Source organism: Paenibacillus beijingensis, assembly GCF_000961095.1.
In the GTDB taxonomy this organism is placed as follows: domain Bacteria; phylum Bacillota; class Bacilli; order Paenibacillales; family Paenibacillaceae; genus Paenibacillus_O; species Paenibacillus_O beijingensis.
Window position 1 is genome coordinate 4340403 of the sequence record NZ_CP011058.1, and the last position, 18149, is coordinate 4358551.

Consider the following 18149-nt stretch of genomic DNA (forward strand, 5'->3'; position numbering starts at 1 on the left):
GCGGATTGTGCGACGGATGGTTTTGCCTCCGGCAAAACCTTTAGAAGGGAGAACGGTGATGAAAGTATCCAGTGTAACGGTGAGGCGCCGGCTGTTTGCGGCGCTTGTTCTTATCGTTGTCGCATTCGCGGCGCTTGTCGTCCGGCTTGGATACGTGCAGCTCGCCGAAGGGAAGGAGCTGTCGGCGAAGGCGGAAGATTCGTGGCGGCGGGAAATTCCGTTTGCGGCCAAGCGCGGTGAAATTACCGACCGCAACGGCGTCAAGCTCGCGTACAACGTAAGCTCTCCCTCGATTATGGCTTTGCCGGCTCAGGTGAAGGACGCGCCCGGAACTGCCGAGAAGCTGGCGGCCGTGCTTGGCATGGATAAAAATAAATTACTAACGATGATCACGAAGCGACAAATGATCGTCAAGATACAGCCCGAAGGCCGCAAGCTGACGACGGAGAAAGCGGCCGAGGTGCGCAAGCTGGCACTGCCCGGCATCGTTGTGGCCGAAGACAACAAGCGCTATTATCCGTTTGGCAATCTCGCCGCCAGCGTGCTTGGCATTACCGGCATCGATAAAGGGTTGACCGGTGTGGAAGCGAGCTACAACAATCTGCTCAGCGGCATCAACGGCAGCATCTCGTTTTTGTCCGACGCCAGGGGAACGACAATGCCGGGGTCATCCGACAAGTACCGGCAGCCGAAAGACGGCCTGACGATGGAGCTGACGATCGACAAACAAATCCAGACCATTATGGAGCGCGAGCTGGATCAGGCGATGGAGAAATACCAGGCGGACCAGATGCTTGCGATTGCCATGGATCCGAACACGGGAGAGGTGCTGGGGATGGCCAGCCGGCCCACGTTCGAACCGGGAAACTATAATGCGTTTCCTTCCGAGCTGTACAACCGCAATCTGCCGATTTGGATGACGTACGAGCCGGGGTCCACCTTCAAAATCATTACGCTGGCGGCGGCGCTTGAGGAAGGGAAAGTCAATTTGAAAAACGAGCGTTTCTTCGACCCCGGAGCGATCGAGGTGGGCGGAGCGAGGCTGCGCTGCTGGAAAAAAGGCGGCCACGGCAGCCAGACGTTTCTGGAAGTGGTGCAAAACTCCTGCAACCCCGGATTTGTCACACTGGGGCAGAGGCTTGGCAAGGAGAAGCTGTTCCAGTATATTAAAAACTTCGGTTTCGGCACGAAAACCGGCATCGATATCGGCGGCGAGGAAAACGGCATTTTGTTCAAATTGAACCGTGTCGGTCCGGTCGAACTGGCGACAACGGCGTTCGGCCAGGGGGTATCGGTTACGCCGATCCAGCAGATTGCTGCCGTATCGGCGGCGATTAACGGCGGCACGCTGTACAAACCACATGTGGCCAAAGCATGGATCAATCCGGAAACCGGCGAAACCGTGAAAACCGTAGAGCCGGAAGCGGTGCGCAACGTTATTTCCGAGAACACGTCGGGGCAGGTGCGCGAAGCGCTGGAGAGCGTTGTCGCCCAAGGCACCGGCGGCAACGCGTTTATCGACGGTTATCGGGTCGGCGGCAAAACCGGCACCGCGCAAAAGGTCATCAACGGACGCTACTCCTCGAGCGAGCATATCGTATCGTTCATCGGATTCGCGCCGGCGGACAATCCGAAGATCGTCATCTACGTGGCGGTCGACAATCCGCAGGGCATCCAGTTCGGCGGCGTCGTCGCCGCGCCGATCGTCCGCAACATGATGGATGACGCGCTGCAGTATATGGGCGTGCCAAGAAGCAAAGAGCAGATCGGCAAAAAATATAAGCTCGGCGAGACGCCGGTTGTGACCGTACCGAATTTGGTAGGCAAAACCGTATCCGATATCTATGAGGATATGAATATGAATTTCAACCTCACCTCCGCAGGGACGGGCAATACGGTCATCCGCCAAGCGCCGGCGGCGGGCGAGCGCGTAGACAAAGGCTCCACCATCCGGATTTATCTCGGAAGCGAAGCCGATCTGGGCGATGCGGATTCGCACCGGCACTAGGCATCCGAAATAGGTATCGGCTTAAGGTATCTTACTGGAATGAGACGTAATGGCCAAATCGTTCCGCCCGCATGCGGAGATAGGGCGTTAAATCGCTTTCAAAAAGAACATACTAGCGCATATAAAAAAGAAAACGGGGCAAGGAGGAATCGGCATGCGCCTTAAGGAGTTGGCTTCCTGTATTCTTACATCCCGAATCGTAGGGAATCAAGAAGCAGAAATAGAAGGTGTCGAAAGGGATTCCAGGCTTGTAAAACCCGGAGATTTGTTTCTTTGCTTGCCGGGTCATACGGTGGACGGGCACGATTTTGCGCAGCAGGCGGCAGCCAAAGGAGCTGCGGCGCTTGTCGTGGAGCGGGTGCTGGACGTCGATGTGCCGCAGCTGATCGTAAAAGACAGCCGCTTCGCCATGGCGGTTCTGGCCGATTATTGGTATGGCCATCCTAGCCGCAAGCTGAACATGATCGGCGTGACGGGAACGAACGGAAAGACGACGACCACGTATTTAATCGAACGGGTGCTGGCGGATGCCGGCACCCGCACCGGTGTGATCGGAACGATTGAGAAGCGTTATGGAGGGCGCACTTATCCGATGTCCGGCACGACACCGGAGGCGCTCGACCTGCACCGCGACTTGGCGGCAATGGCCGAAGCAGGCGAAAAGTGCTGCGTGATGGAGGTTTCTTCGCACGCGCTGGAGCAGGGCCGGGTGAAAGGCGTCCGGTACCGGACAGCCATATTTACGAATTTGACGCAGGATCATCTCGATTATCATCATACGATGGAGCAGTATGCGGCGGCCAAGGGATTGTTGTTCTCGCGGCTCGGCAACGATTATGCAGCCAGTCCCGAAGAACGCCGCTATGCCGTGCTGAATGCGGACGATCCCGCCTCCAAGCGGTTTGCGGAATTGACATCTGCGGAAGTCGTGACGTACGGAGTGGATCGAGACGCCGATATCCGCGCAAGCAATATCCGCATTACGGCCGGCGGCACATCGTTTACGGCCGATACTTTTGCGGGATCAACCGACATTACGCTGCGGATGGTTGGCAAGTTCAACGTATATAACGCCCTGGCGGCCATCGCCGCCGCGCTCATTGAAGGCGTTCCGCTGGATGCGATCCGCCTCAGCCTCGAAGCGGTGCCGGGCGTGCCGGGTCGGGTGGAGTCCGTAAACGAGGGGCAAAATTTTGCGGTCATCGTTGATTACGCCCATACGCCGGACGGACTTGAAAACGTGCTGCGGGCCGTGAAGCAATTTGCGGGCAAACGCATTATTTGCGTATTCGGCTGCGGCGGCGACCGCGACCGCGGCAAGCGCCCGGTCATGGGAGAGATCGCCTCCCGTTATGCGGATTACGTCGTCGTCACCTCGGACAATCCGCGTTCGGAAAATCCGGACAAAATTATGCTCGACATTGAAGTGGGACTGCAGAAAGCGTCGGTCCCCTCCTCCCGCTACGCCCTGATCGGGGACCGCAGGGAAGCGATTAAAAAAGCGGTTGAAATGGCAAGCCAAGGAGATGTAGTATTGATTGCGGGGAAAGGCCATGAAACGTATCAAATCATTGGCGGCGTCACCTATCCGTTCGACGACCGTCAAGTGGCCAAAGATGCGATAAGGGGAATCAACAAGTGATTAATCGAAAGCTGAAGGCAATTGCCCGCATGTGCGGCGGCCGGATCTTACCGGAACGCGAAATGGAAGAGGAAGGGCCGCAAATCAAGGGCGTGACGACAGACTCCCGCAGCGTGGAGGCCGGGCAGCTGTTCGTCCCTTTAAGCGGCGACAATTTCGACGGGCACGACTATGTCGAGTCGGCTTTTGCGAAAGGCGCGGCCGCATCGCTGTGGCAGGAGGACCGGCCCGTACCGCCATCGCTCACGGGGCATGCGCTGATCGCTGTAGAAGATACGCTTGGCGCGCTGCAGCGCCTGGCATCGGCTTACCGCGACGAACTGGGGGTCAAAGTAATCGGCATTACCGGCAGCAACGGCAAGACCACGACCAAAGATATGGTGGCGGCCGCGCTCGGTGCCGAACTGAAGGTGCACAAAACGGCAGGCAACCTGAACAATCATATCGGTCTGCCGTTAACGGTGCTTCGTATGGAGGAATCGGCACAGGCGGCAGTGCTGGAAATGGGGATGAGCGGATTCGGGGAAATCATGCTGCTCTCCCGCATCGCAAAGCCGGATGTGGGGATCATTACCAATATCGGAGATGCGCATCTGCTGCAGCTCGGTTCACGGGCGAACATCGCCAAGGCGAAGCTGGAAATTACGGCGGGCCTTAAGCCCGGCGGATTGCTGCTGTATAACGGCGACGAGCCGCTGCTTGCCGAGCAGCTGAAGACTGCTCCGCTGCCGGAGGGCGTGCGCCTGCAAACGTTCGGCGGCGGAGAAAGCTGCGACTGGCGCGCTGCGGATACGGAGCTTCGGCTCGATTCATCGAGTTTTGTCGTTGAACGGTCCGCCCGGATGGAGATGGAAGCGAACGCTTCTATTCCGCTTGGCGGCACCGCAGCGGTGGAAGTGAAGACGCCGGTGGATGGGAATCAGGAGCAGCAGCGGGTTACGATACCGGTTCCCGGACGGCACAATATTAACAACGCCCTGGCAGCCATCGCCGCAGCTTTCGCATTCGGCGTTCCGGCCGCTGCCGCGGCTCGCGGAATGGCGGTCATGCAGCTTACCGGCATGCGCATCCAGCCCGTCAAGGCGTTCAACGGCGCGACGGTCCTTAACGATGCTTACAATGCCAACCCGACGGCCGTCCGTGCGGCCATCGATCTGGTGGAGCAGCTCGGCGGCTTCCGGCGCAAATGGGTCGTGCTGGGCGATATGCTGGAGCTCGGCCCGCAGGAGGCGGAGCTTCACCGCGAAATTGGCGCTTACGTCACGCCTGCGAAGGCGGATGCGGTGCTCGCCTGCGGAGAGCTCGGACGCCATATTGCCGCAGGCGCGGAGCAGTCGCTGGGCGAAAGCGGCGAAGTCCGTCATTTCGCGGACAAGGATGCGCTCGCGCAGTGGCTTCGCGGGCTGCTCGATCCTGCCGACCTCGTTCTGGTCAAAGGCTCGCGCGGCATGCGGATGGAACAGATCGTTCATGCTTTGGAACAATGAGCGCACGGAGCGCAAGCTTGCTGAACGGCTTATTGCCTGGCAAAACCTTAACTGGCGGAGCTTGCGCTATTGCATGGTTGCCGGTTCCGACAATAAGCGCGTCTGTCGCGCAGCAGCGAACCGGCGTTGCGAACCCTTTTTGTCCACACTTTTAAAGGGGGTGAAAATATGGACATGTTGGTCATTCTTATGACAATGGGCGTTTCTTTTATACTTGCGGTTATTCTCGGGCCTTTGTTCATCCCCCTGCTGAGGCGGCTGAAGTTCGGACAGCAAATCCGGTCCGAAGGTCCGCAAAGTCACCAGAAGAAAAAAGGGACGCCGACGATGGGCGGCATTATTATTATGCTGGCGCTGCTCGTCGCGTTTTTGAAGTTTTCCGATAAAACGGGGGCATTCTGGGTGCTGCTCGTCGCTTCAATGGGTTTCGGACTGGTCGGTTTTTTGGACGATTATATCAAAATCGTGTTCAAGCGCTCGCTCGGCCTTACCGCCCGCCAGAAGCTGGCGGGCCAGCTTTTGTTTTCGGTTATCGTCTGCATCCTGCTTTACCAAATGGGGCACAGCACGGAAATTAACATTCCCGGCACCCGTTGGAGTTTTGATTTCGGCTGGTTTTATTACCCTTTCGTCGTCATTATTCTGTTCGGGACGAGCAATGCGGTCAACTTTACGGACGGCTTGGACGGACTGCTGTCGGGCACGAGCGCGGTCGCTTTCGGAGCATTCACCATTCTGGCGATGCAGGCGACCGAAAATGAATCGGCTGTGTTTTCGGCTGCTATGGTTGGCGCCGTACTCGGGTTTCTGGTGTTTAATGCGCATCCGGCCAAAGTGTTCATGGGCGACACGGGCTCGCTCGGCATTGGCGGCGGACTGGCCGCGGTGGCGATCCTGACGAAGACGGAGCTGATGCTGGTCATCGTCGGCGGGGTGTTCGTGATGGAGATGCTGTCGGTTATTTTGCAGGTCGGATCGTTCAAACTGCGGGGCAAGCGGATTTTTCGCATGAGTCCGATTCATCACCATTTTGAACTGGTCGGATGGTCCGAGTGGAAAGTCGTCACGGTGTTTTGGACGGCGGGACTCGTTCTGGCTGTCGTTGGACTTGCGCTCGGCAGGAGCTGACGGAACGGTTCATGAAACTTCGGCAGCTCCCTGCAGATGCTGGGAGCTGCCGCTTTCGCATAAGCGGCAGTTTGAAGCCGCATAAGGGCAAAGACCTGCGAAATGATATGCGTAACCGGTTTTGACTCTGTCAAAACCTAAGATAATGCTTACGAAGTGGTTTTGACTCCGTCAAAACCTAAGATAATGCTTACGAAGTGGTTTTGACTCCGTCAAAACCTAAGATAATGCTTACGAAGTGGTTTTGACTCCGTCAAAACCTAAGATAATGCTTACGAAGTGGTTTTGACTCCGTCAAAACCTAAGATAATGCTTACGAAGTGGTTTTGACTCCGTCAAAACCTAAGATAATGCTTACGAAGTGGTTTTGACTCCGTCAAAACCTTAAGGAGATGTCAATAATGGAACAGCCGGCTTCTTACCGGAACCGGAAGGTCGTCGTACTCGGCCTTGCCAGAAGCGGCGTCAGCGTTGCGAAAGTGTTTCATTCGCTGGGCGCCGATGTAATCGTGAACGACCAAAAGGCAAGAGAACTGTGTCCCGAAGCGGACGAACTGGCCGCTTTGGGCATTTCTGTGCTGTGCGGAGGCCATCCGGCCGATTTGATCGATGGAGAAACGGCGCTGCTTGTCAAAAATCCGGGCATCCCCTATTCGGCTCCGCCGGTGCGTCAAGCGCTGGAGCTTGGCGTTGAGGTCGTAACGGAAGTGGAAGTGGCAGGTATGCTGTCTCCTGCACCCATCATCGGCATTACCGGCTCGAACGGCAAAACGACGACGACGACATGGATCGGCAAGCTGCTGGAAGCTGCCGGGATGAAACCGATCGTCGCCGGCAACATCGGCCGCCCGCTCTGCGAAGCCGCGCTTGAGGCGGAAGCGGATAATATTCTCGTCGCCGAGCTGAGCAGCTTTCAGCTTAAGGGTACTTCGAAGTTCCGTCCGCGTGTCGGACTGCTGCTGAACATCGCCGAGACGCATCTGGATTACCACGGGGGAATGGAAGACTACGTTGCATCCAAGGCGAAGCTGTTTGCGAACCAGACGGAAGAGGACACAGCCGTTCTCAATGCCGACGACGAGGAATGCCGCAAGCTCGCGGCAGCGCTGCGGGCAAATCAGCTTCCGTTCTCGCTCTATTCAAGGCTGGACAAAGGCGTCTTTATCGAGCCGCCGTATCCGGTGCCCGCCGCAGCTTCGGCAGCGGATGCCGCTTCAAGCGGCAGCGGGAGGGCGGCTGCCGCAAACGGGCAGCCGGATGGCGCCGAGCTGCAGCGCAGCATCGTATACCGCGACGAAAACGGCGCGGAAACGGTTATTCTGCCGGTGAACGAGCTCGGAATTCCCGGCCGACACAATGCGGCGAATGCGCTCGCGGCCATTGCCGGCTGTATCGCTGCCGGTGCGGAGCCGCACGGGCTTGCGGCGCCGCTGCGGGAATTCAGAGGCGTGGAGCATCGGCTCGAATTTGTCCGTGAAATGGGCGGCGTGTCGTATTACAACGATTCCAAAGCGACGAATCCAGTCGCCACGACAATGTCGGTCGGATCGCTCAAAGCACCGATCGTGCTCGTTGCGGGGGGACTGGACCGGGGCTCGGACTATATGGAGCTGCTCCCGCTGTTCCGTTCCGGAAAAATCAAAGCGCTGGTCTTGCTGGGACAAACGGGCGCAAAGCTGGCGCATGTAGCGGAGCTTGCGGGTTTATCTTCGGTCGTTATCGTCGAACCTGAAGAGGACGCCGAATCTACGCTGCGCCGCGCGGTGCGGGAAGCGGCCTCGCTTGCGGAAGAAGGGGACGCCGTTCTGCTTTCTCCGGCCTGCGCAAGCTGGGACATGTTTCCTTCCTATGAAGTGCGCGGGCGCATTTTTAAAGAATCGGCGCATACCTTGTAAGTAGGGGGCTCGTCCCTACTTTCCTTTAGGCAAGAGGGGGTTGCGCTAATGGCCAAGGCCCGGTCCGCTCCGGACGTATGGATGATCGGCTCGGTTGCGCTTATCCTGGTAATCGGTCTTGTGATGGTCTACAGCGCCAGCGCCGTGCTCGCTTTTCACGATTACGGGGATAAATTTTATTATGTGAAACGTCAGCTGCTGTTCGCCTCGCTTGGGATCGGAGCGATGATTTTCACAATGAATCTGGATTACTGGATTTGGCGAAAATGGGCCGGCCTTGCGCTGCTCGTCTGCTTCGGGCTGCTTATTATCGTGCTTATTCCCGGCATCGGAGTCGTGCGCGGCGGCGCCAGAAGCTGGCTCGGCATCAGCTCCTTCGGCATCCAGCCGTCGGAATTTATGAAGCTGGCCATGGTGCTGTTCCTGGCCAAGCTGCTCTCGCAGAATCAGCAGCAGATCACGCTGTTTACGAAAGGGCTGCTGCCTCCGCTTGGGCTGATGGGGCTCGCGTTCGGCCTGATCATGATGCAGCCGGATCTGGGAACCGGAGCCGTCATGATGGGCGCGTCGCTGCTCGTTTTGTTTATTGCGGGAGCCCGCCTCAAACATTTGGCCTCGCTTGGGCTCGTCGGGGTGGCGGGACTTGTCGGCCTTATTTTGGCGGCTCCGTACCGGCTGGACCGGATTACGGCCTTTCTTGACCCGTGGCAGGACCCGCTCGGCAAGGGGTACCAGGCGATTCAATCGCTGTACGCGATCGGGCCCGGCGGACTTGTCGGTCTCGGTCTCGGCATGAGCCGGCAAAAATTCAACTATTTGCCCGAGCCGCAGACGGATTTCATTTTTTCCATTCTAGCGGAAGAGCTTGGATTCATCGGAGGCTCGGCGATTATTATTTTGTTTCTTATCCTAGTATGGCGCGGGCTGCGCACCGCGGTATACGCCCCCGACACGTTCGGGAGCCTGCTTGCTGCCGGCATTATCGGCATCGTGGGCGTGCAGGTGCTCATCAACATCGGCGTCGTCATCGGCTTGATGCCGGTAACGGGCATCACGCTGCCGCTCGTCAGCTACGGCGGTTCGTCGCTTACGCTGCTGCTGACCGCGCTCGGCATTTTGCTCAATATATCCCGTTATTCGAGGTGACGCTAATGCGTATCGTACTGACCGGAGGAGGCACCGGCGGGCATATTTATCCCGCGGTCGCCGTCGGCCGGCAATTGACACAGGAAGACCCCGCAACAAAGCTGCTCTACATCGGGACGAAGAAAGGGCTTGAAAGCCGGATTGTGCCGGAGCAGGACATCCCGTTTGAGGCGATTGACATTACGGGGTTCCGCAGAAAGCTCTCCTTTGAAAATGTCCGCACCGTGCTTCGTTTCTTGCAAGGGGTGAGACGGTCCAAAAAGCTGCTGCGGGAATTCAAGCCCGACGCGGTGGTCGGTACGGGTGGTTATGTGTGCGGTCCCGTCGTCTATGCGGCCGCAAAGCTTGGCATTCCGACTCTCGTTCACGAGCAAAATGCGATTCCCGGACTGACGAACCGCTTTCTGGCCCGTTACGCCGATGTCGTCGCGGTCAGCTTCAAGGAGTCCGAACGTCATTTTGAACGTGCCAAACGTACGGTCTATGCCGGCAATCCGTGCGCTACACACGTGCTGCGCGCAAGCAGAAGCAAAGGCTTCGCTTCGCTCGGTTTGCCCGATAACAGCACCGTTGTGCTGATGGTCGGCGGCAGCCGAGGGGCGCGCGCTTTCAATGAGGCAATGATCGAGATGGCTCCGCTGCTGGGGCGGCTGAAGGATGTCCAATTCGTTTTTGTAACCGGGGAAATTTATTATGAACGCACGACGGAACAAATAAAGAAAGTGTCAGCCGGACCGATTCCGTATTTGCATCTTGTCCCTTATTTGAACAATATGCCTGAAGTACTTGCGGCATCCACACTTGTCGTCAGCCGCTCCGGCGCCTCGTCGCTGGCGGAAATGACCGCGCTTGGCATGCCGTCGATATTAATTCCTTCACCCAACGTGACCAACAATCACCAAGAGGCGAATGCCCGCAGCCTGATGGAAGCGGGAGCGGCCGAAATGGTGCTCGAGCGTGAACTCAGCGGGCCGCTCCTTCTGGAGCGGATCGATACGATATTGAAAGATAAGGCGCGCTTGCAGAAGATGCGTACAGCGGCCAAACGGCTCGGCATGCCGGATTCGGCTTCGATTTTAGCCGGCGAGCTGAAACGGATGAAGCGCAAGTAAATAGCTTTCATTTCCTTTTTCACACCTGCGGGCGATTGTCACACTCGATAAGCGGGGGGCATAAGATACTCTATAATCGTGACCGTCTACCAAGGCGGCCGGTTGCCGTATCTGTCAGCACCGCTTTTGTATTCTTATCGGTGGGGACCACGCCCTTCTCTTCGTTATCCGGAATAAAATCGCATGCAGCAGAAGGAGGTTCGGACATGTTACAACTATTAGAGGAATTACAGCAGGCCCCGGTCGGAGAAGTGCGGCAAAACGTCGCTCTTTCCGATTACACCACCTGGAAGATCGGCGGACCCGCCGATTTTCTGATCGTCCCGGAGAACAAAGAACAGCTGCTGACGGCGGTCCGGCTGCTTCGCAAGCATGGGGTGCCGTGGACGAATTTGGGCCGCGGTTCCAACATGCTTGTGACGGACAAAGGAATTCGGGGCGTCGTAATCAAGCCCGGCAAAGGCCTTGATTATGTACGCTTCGACGGCGGCATTGTTCATGCCGGCGCTTCGTATTCGTTCATCAAGCTGTCCGTCATGTCCGGTAAGCACGGGCTGACCGGTCTGGAATTCGCGGGAGGTATTCCGGGCTCGGTCGGCGGCGCCGTATATATGAATGCGGGAGCTCACGGGTCAGATGTGTCGCGTATATTCAAATCAGCCGAGATTGTTCTGGATACAGGGGAATTGGTTACCTGGAACCGGGAGGACATGAAGTTTTCGTACCGCCATTCGATTTTGCACGAACGGATGGGGACCGTTCTGGAAGCGACCTTTGAGCTGGCCGAAGGCGAACGCAAGGAGATCGCCGCTACGCTGGCTTCTTATAAGGATCGGAGGCTCCGGACGCAGCCGCTGCAGCTTCCCTGCGCGGGAAGCGTATTCCGCAATCCGCCGGGGCAGTATGCCGCCAAGCTGGTGGAAGAAGCCGGACTTAAAGGAATGAGTGTCGGAGGAGCGGAAGTATCCCCCCAGCATGCCAATTTTATTGTCAACACCGGGCAGGCAACGGCTGAAGATGTTCTCACCCTCATGAATTACATTCGCAGCACCGTCAAAGACCGCTTCGGAGTCGAACTGGTGCCTGAAGTATTGGTGGTGGGTGAGCGGTAATCTGGAGGTGATACATTGGACAAATTGGTGATTGAAGGCGGGCAACCTCTCTCAGGAACCATTGTTATCCAGGGAGCAAAGAATGCCGCTCTACCGATATTGGCCGCAAGCATGCTCGTCAGCGGCACGGTGACGATCGGTCACGTGCCCAAGCTTCTTGATATCGACGTGATGCTCGACATTTTGCGGGAGCTTGGCTGCCGCGCCGAGCACAATGGGCAAACGGTCGTGTTAAACACGGTTTCAGCCTTCCATACCCATATTCCCGAAGCGCTGATGAAGCAGATGAGGTCGTCGATTTTTCTGATGGGACCGCTGCTTGGACGATTCGGCGAAGTGCATATTTACCAGCCGGGCGGCTGTGCCATCGGTGAACGGAAGATCGACCTGCATCTGGAAGGATTGCGCGCGCTCGGAGCTCATATTGAGGAGCAGGGAAACCGGATCAGCTGCCGTGCGGAGAAGCTGCGCGGAGCCGATATTCATCTAAGCTTCCCTAGCGTCGGCGCAACCGAGAATATTATGATGGCCGCGGTGCTGGCCGAAGGCCGCACGATGATCAGCAATGCCGCCCGCGAACCGGAAATTCAGGATTTGCAGCGTTTTCTGAACGCGATGGGAGCAAGAATCATCGGGGCCGGCACCGATACGATTACGGTGGAAGGCGTGGAATCGCTGAAGCCTTGCCATTATGACGTCATTCCCGACCGGATCGTAGCCGGTACCGTGATGGTGGCGGCCGCGGCTACCCGCGGCAAAGTTAATCTCGAGCAGGTTAATCCGGCTCATCTGACGTCGCTCATTCATGTGCTGCGACGCAGCGGTGTTCAAATTTCAGTCGACGGTGATATAATTAAAGTTGACGGAGCAGCACGCCCTAAAGCGGTTGAACGGATCGTCACATCGCCGTATCCCGCATTCCCGACTGATTTGCAGTCCCAGGTGATGGTGCTGCTCGCGCTGTCCGACGGAGTGAGCATCATGAAAGAAACGATCTTCGAAGGCCGTTTCAAGCATGTCGACGAGCTCAGCCGGATGGGAGCGGATATACGCGTGGACTACAATGCCGCTTTTATCCGCGGGGTCCCCAGACTGTACGGGGCCACGGTGGAAGCGACGGACCTTCGTGCCGGGGCCGCGCTTGTCATCGCCGGATTGGCTGCGCAAGGACGGACGATCGTGGAACAAGTGCATCATATTGATCGGGGCTATGACCGGATTGAGGATATGCTTTCGCGTCTGGGCGCGCGGATTATCCGCTATACGCCGGTGCCGGATAACGGCGTCGTTCCGAATTAAGCATAATTGACAGGAACAGATTAACAAAAGTGACGGTTTCGTTAACGGCGCACGGCGCGGGCGAGCCGTCATGCGTTTGCGAAAGCGGGGGACGAGCTTTGAATGAACCGATGCCCATGTTAAAAGAACCTGCCGTTAAACGCCGGGGCAACCGGAAGCTGCTGCTTGTGCTGCTGCTGCTTTTTATCATTTTACTGTCGGTATTGTTCTTTAATTCCCCCATCAGTAAAATTTCGTCCGTAACGGTGCAGGGAGAGCTGTATACGCCGGCGGCGGACATTAAAGAAGCGGCGGGCATCAAAGTCGGGGACGCCTTTTACGGCACGTTGTCGTCAACGATTGCAAAGCGGATCAAGGAACTGAAAGCTGTCGAAAGCGCGACGATCACAAAGCGTTTTCCCGGCGAAGTCGATATAAAAGTAAAGGAGTATCCGGCGGTCGCGTTTGAATTATCGGACAAGGGAGCGCTGACTGCGATTCTTTCCAGCGGATCGACGGTTGCCGTATCTGGAGACGCTGTCGTGGACAAACCGGTCCTTTCCGGCTGGAGAAGCGACGACCCGATCAAGGCTCAGCTTTGCAAGGAGCTAGCCGGCATCGGCGGGAAAGAAATAGAGGATCTGTCCGAGATTATGCCATTCCCTTCCAACGCCTATCCGGACCGGATCAAAATATACACCCGCACGGGGTTTGAAGTCATTACGGCGGCGTCGCTGCTGAAGGATAAAATCTCTTCCCTTAACGCTGTCGTGGAAGAACAGGAACCGGGACGCATTACGATGCTTCTGGCCGATACGTACGTTCCGTTTCATCCGCTGCAGGATGACGGCGAACAAAACGCGCCGGATATTGAATGAGATAGCCTTTTCAAGCGCTTTAAAGAATGGTAGAATTTTATTTATGGGATTGTCCCTTCATCCCGGCAGGCAAGGGGTGAAAATACCTCTGCAGCGCCCTTTCCCGGCATTTTGGAGCCGACCGCGGGGACGCAATCCGACGTTTTTCTCCTTTTTTCTACTGGAAAAGACTTCATCATGAAAAGTTTGTTGAAAAAAGAGGGATACTTCCATTCATGTTGAATATGTAGAAATGATTTTTCAACCATACCGAATATATTTATTTGAAACGGAGGTGCCGGGGGTTGAGCAGCAACGACATCATCGTCAGTTTGGACATCGGTACATCCAAGGTTCGTGTTATTATTGGCGAAGTGAACAACGGAGCCATTAATATTATTGGGGTTGGATCTGCCGATTCGGAAGGGATACGCAAAGGTGCTATTGTCGATATTGACCAGACGGTTCATTCGATCCGCAGCGCGGTTGAACATGCTGAGCGGATGGTTGATATACAGATATCGGATGTTTATGTCGGCATTCAGGGCAATCATATATCTTTGCAGACGAACCATGGTGTAGTCGCCGTATCCAACGAGGACCGCGAAATAACGGAAGAAGACATCGAACGCGTCCTTCAGGCGGCCAAAGTGGTCGCACTTCCTCCGGAACGCGAAATTATCAATTTGGTGCCCAAGCAGTTTCTGGTAGACGGCTTGGAAGGCATTTCCGACCCGAGAGGCATGATCGGAGTGCGACTGGAAGTCGAAGCAACCATTGTCACCGGAGCAAAGACGGCATTACATAATTTGATACGGTGCGTGGAGAAAGCCGGCCTTCATATTTCCGGTGTTATTCTGATGTCTCTTGCTTCCGGCGTCATGTCGCTTACGAAGGACGAAAAAGCGATCGGCACGGTTCTCGTCGATATCGGCGCGGGATCGACAACGCTGGCCATCTTCGAACAAGGCGGGATTGCCGCAACGTCAACTCTGCCGATCGGCGGGGAATATGTGACCAACGACATTTCGTACGGACTGCGTACGCAAACGGAGCAGGCGGAGAAAATCAAGCTGAAATACGGCTGCGCTCTGGCATCCGATGCGGCCGAGGACCTGCGCTTTAAAGTGATGCGTATGGGAAGCAACGTGGAAAAGGAATTTTCCCAGGTTGATTTGGCCAGCATTATTGAACCGCGTATGCAGGAAATTTTTTATATGGTGCGTCAAGAAGTGAAGCGGTTAGGTTTCGGTGACAAAATAAACGGGTATGTTCTCACGGGCGGCTCGGTTAGCTTGGCCGATACGCTTACGCTGGCCCAGCAGGAGCTGGAATCGTCAGTCCGAATCGCAGTGCCTGATTATATCGGCGTGCGGGACCCGGCTTTCAGCAGCGGGGTCGGAATTATTCAGTACGTTTCGAAATATATGGCGATCCGCAGTTCCGGTGCGGCGAAGAAGCAGGCAAGCCGTAAGCCGGGAGCCGTCGCAGCTCCTAAACCCGGCATGATTGAGCGGATTAAAAATATGTTTAGCGAATTCATCTGATCGGGGGAAATATAATGTTGGAGTTCGATATTGATGTAGAAACGCTGGCGCAGATTAAAGTGATCGGTGTCGGCGGCGGCGGCAGCAACGCGGTGAACCGAATGATTGACAACGGCGTTAAAGGCGTGGAGTTTATTACGGTAAATACCGATGCGCAGGCGCTTAATTTGGCAAAATCGGAACATAAGCTGCAAATTGGCGATAAGCTGACGCGCGGACTTGGCGCTGGAGCCAATCCGGAAGTAGGCAAGAAAGCGGCGGAAGAGTCCCGCGATCTGATCAGCAACACGCTGAAGGGCGCGGACATGGTGTTCGTTACCGCCGGCATGGGAGGCGGCACCGGGACCGGTGCAGCGCCGGTTATCGCTGAAATTGCGCGCGAATGCGGCGCGCTGACGGTAGGCGTTGTGACCCGGCCGTTCACCTTTGAAGGCCGCAAACGTTCCGGACAAGCGGAACTCGGCATCGAAGCGCTGAAGGAGAAAGTCGACACGCTGATCGTTATTCCGAACGACCGGCTGCTCGAAATCGTCGACAAAAAGACGCCGATGCTGGAGGCGTTCCGCGAGGCGGACAACGTGCTGCGGCAAGCCGTTCAAGGCATTTCCGACTTGATTGCCGTTCCGGGTCTCATTAACCTTGACTTTGCCGACGTCAAAACGATTATGACCGAGCGCGGTTCGGCGCTTATGGGCATCGGCATTGCAACAGGAGAGAACCGCGCGGCGGAGGCTGCCCGCAAAGCGATTATGAGCCCGCTGCTGGAAACGTCGATCGACGGCGCCCGCGGCGTTATTATGAACATTACGGGAGGCAACAACCTCTCGCTCTATGAGGTCAACGAGGCGGCTGAGATCGTCATTGAAGCTTCCGATCCGGAAGTGAATATGATTTTCGGTGCTATCATCGACGAAGATTTGAAAGACGAGATTAAAGTGACGGTTATCGCGACCGGGTTCGAGCACAAGTCGGCACCGTCGGTCGCCCGCCGTCCGCAAGCGCAACCGGCTCCGGAGCAGCATGAGCAGCGTTCTTCGAGCGCCTCCAGCCTGAAGCCGTTCGGAAGCACCGTATCCAGCGATCAACTGGACATTCCGGCATTTCTGCGCAACCGTCCGCGCGGCGACCGCTAGGACGCAGCTGAAGCGCCCCTAACCGCGCAAAGCCGGCGCAAGCGGACAGTCCGCTGCGTTAGCTAAGCCGTCGGCGCTCCACAGCACGGACCGGAACAATATCCGCACTTATTTCAGTTTAATCCCGTACCGCCTGTTAAACGGCGGTGCGGGATTTTTTAATTTGGAAGAAAATGTGTAGTAATTTATGCCGTTAATATTAGCTCAATAAAGAAATCAATAATTGACGAAGAGATGAGCGAGAAAAAGAACAGAAGTGTGACAGTTGATCAACCAATTTGTGAAGTTTCACAGCCAATAACGGATCGTCTGTCCACATATAGTCAAAAAACGGATAATTAGAGGGACATAGCGGATCCTGTGTCCGCTCGCGTCGATTCCATGCGGCTGGGTTCACAACCAAGACAAGCATTTATTCCAAGTTTTTCGCCTTAATATTTCAAAATTAAGTTATTCATGCCATTAAAAAAATCGAACAAGACTTCAGTCCGGTTCCAGCAAGGACAAAGGCAAAGACTCTTTGCCTTTGCCCCTTCTCTTCACTCTAAAAGCATGGTGGAATGCGAGCGGAGCGGGCAGTTTGAATCTGGAGAAGCGGAGCGTTCGCCTTTGCAGACGGATTGCAACCCTGTTAAGGGTTCATACAATCAAAGCAATCCGTCTGCAACAGCGATCGTAAGATCAAACTGCCCGCGCAGCGCCACAATTCCACCACGCTTCCCCCACCTCATCGACAAAAAAAGATCTGTCATGACGGCATGTTTAGACAGACATTGAAATAGGATTCAAATATACTAATTTCAATCGTTCCCTCTCAGAAGAACGTTCGTGCTGATGACGGAAACGGCAGGAAGGTGACTGCGCTGGCCTTATATATCGATGTAATGTTTGTGAGAGAAATGTTGGTGGATGGCAGCGTTCTGCTCGTAACCGCCTGGACCCGAAGTGTACGGGCTCGCCCTTTGAGAGTGCTTGCGGCGGCGGCGATCGGCGCCAGTTACGTCGTGCTGATGCTGTTTCCGCCGCTGTCGATTTTGTTTACCGTTATCGTTAAAGTGCTGATCTCCCTGTTGATGGTGGCGGTAGCTTTCGGATATACCGATTTGCGAGGGTATACCCGACATGTTGCGGCGTTTTATGCCGTAAATTTTACAGCCGCCGGCGCAATTATCGGTATTCATTACCTGCTCATGCAAGGTTCGGACGAATTATGGAAAACGATTACGTACGTGAACGGAATCATGATCGTTGAGCTAAAGATGGGGCTTGTCTTTTTCTTCTCGGTCTTCTGCATTGGCTTATATGTGTACCGGTCTGTTTTGACGCAGCGGCGGGAAAAAGCGCTCGTCCTTTCTCATTTGGCCGAAGTGACCGTGACGATTGAAGGCCGGGTCCACACCTGCGTCGGGTTAATCGACACGGGCAATCAGCTCTACGACCCGCTCACAAGAACGCCGGTCATGGTGATGGAAGCGGAGGTGTGGAAGGAAGAGCTGCCGGCATCGTGGCTGCAGCGGATTCGGGATTCCGAAGTGGACCGGCTTATAGCGGGAATGGGAGAAGAGCCGTTTGTCTGGCAGGACCGGCTGCGGCTCGTTCCTTACCGGGGCGTAAACAAAGGAAGCCAGTTTATGCTCGCCATGAAACCGGATACCGTTCAAATCGAGCGCGAAGGCCGGACGATACAATCAAGTCGAGTGCTGATTGGACTCGACGGCGGGAAACTGGTAGCTGACGGTGCTTATCAGGCAATCATTCATCCGTCGCTGGTTCAATAACCGAAAACGGCGGACGGGAAATAGGC

General features: G+C 55.9%; 13 protein-coding genes. All 13 read left to right on the plus strand.

The features are described from left to right. Positions 1–58 precede the first annotated feature (58 nt). The 13 genes from VN24_RS19560 (at position 59) to spoIIGA (ending at position 18123) form a co-directional block, all read left to right on the plus strand. A complete protein-coding gene (locus VN24_RS19560) occupies positions 59–2008 on the plus strand; it encodes a stage V sporulation protein D (protein ID WP_045671790.1) in 1950 nt (649 codons plus the stop codon). Between the two features lie 154 nt (positions 2009–2162). Beyond that, a complete protein-coding gene (locus tag VN24_RS19565) occupies positions 2163–3650 on the plus strand; it encodes a UDP-N-acetylmuramoyl-L-alanyl-D-glutamate--2,6-diaminopimelate ligase (RefSeq protein ID WP_045671791.1) in 1488 nt (495 codons plus the stop codon). Then, a complete protein-coding gene (locus tag VN24_RS19570) occupies positions 3647–5137 on the plus strand; it encodes a UDP-N-acetylmuramoyl-tripeptide--D-alanyl-D-alanine ligase (RefSeq protein ID WP_045671792.1) in 1491 nt (496 codons plus the stop codon). The genes VN24_RS19565 and VN24_RS19570 overlap by 4 nt, the downstream gene beginning before the upstream one ends. Before the next feature lie 168 nt (positions 5138–5305). After that, positions 5306–6265, plus strand: coding sequence for a phospho-N-acetylmuramoyl-pentapeptide-transferase (mraY, locus tag VN24_RS19575; RefSeq protein WP_045671793.1), 960 nt, complete (start codon positions 5306–5308; stop codon positions 6263–6265). Between the two features lie 401 nt (positions 6266–6666). Beyond that, on the plus strand, positions 6667–8160 hold the full coding sequence (gene murD / locus VN24_RS19580) for a UDP-N-acetylmuramoyl-L-alanine--D-glutamate ligase (protein ID WP_045671794.1): 1494 nt from the start codon (positions 6667–6669) through the stop codon (positions 8158–8160). 48 nt (positions 8161–8208) lie between these two features. Beyond that, on the plus strand, positions 8209–9306 hold the full coding sequence (gene spoVE, locus VN24_RS19585; protein WP_045671795.1) for a stage V sporulation protein E: 1098 nt from the start codon (positions 8209–8211) through the stop codon (positions 9304–9306). A gap of 5 nt (positions 9307–9311) precedes the next feature. Next, positions 9312–10418, plus strand: coding sequence for an undecaprenyldiphospho-muramoylpentapeptide beta-N-acetylglucosaminyltransferase (murG, locus tag VN24_RS19590; protein ID WP_045671796.1), 1107 nt, complete (start codon positions 9312–9314; stop codon positions 10416–10418). Between the two features lie 206 nt (positions 10419–10624). Then, the gene (murB, locus tag VN24_RS19595; protein ID WP_045671797.1) at positions 10625–11530 is read left to right on the plus strand and encodes a UDP-N-acetylmuramate dehydrogenase; all 906 of its coding nucleotides are present in this window, start codon (positions 10625–10627) and stop codon (positions 11528–11530) included. A gap of 15 nt (positions 11531–11545) precedes the next feature. Continuing rightward, positions 11546–12829, plus strand: coding sequence for a UDP-N-acetylglucosamine 1-carboxyvinyltransferase (murA, locus tag VN24_RS19600; RefSeq protein WP_045671798.1), 1284 nt, complete (start codon positions 11546–11548; stop codon positions 12827–12829). A gap of 98 nt (positions 12830–12927) precedes the next feature. Further along, positions 12928–13686, plus strand: coding sequence for a cell division protein FtsQ/DivIB (locus VN24_RS19605; RefSeq protein ID WP_052703216.1), 759 nt, complete (start codon positions 12928–12930; stop codon positions 13684–13686). Between the two features lie 284 nt (positions 13687–13970). After that, a complete protein-coding gene (gene ftsA, locus VN24_RS19610) occupies positions 13971–15212 on the plus strand; it encodes a cell division protein FtsA (RefSeq protein ID WP_045671799.1) in 1242 nt (413 codons plus the stop codon). 14 nt (positions 15213–15226) lie between these two features. Beyond that, a complete protein-coding gene (gene ftsZ, locus VN24_RS19615; protein WP_045671800.1) occupies positions 15227–16345 on the plus strand; it encodes a cell division protein FtsZ in 1119 nt (372 codons plus the stop codon). A gap of 854 nt (positions 16346–17199) precedes the next feature. Next, positions 17200–18123: a sigma-E processing peptidase SpoIIGA gene (gene spoIIGA / locus VN24_RS19620; protein WP_338012189.1), complete on the plus strand. Its 924-nt coding sequence runs from the start codon at positions 17200–17202 to the stop codon at positions 18121–18123. The last annotated feature ends 26 nt before the right edge of the window (positions 18124–18149 follow it).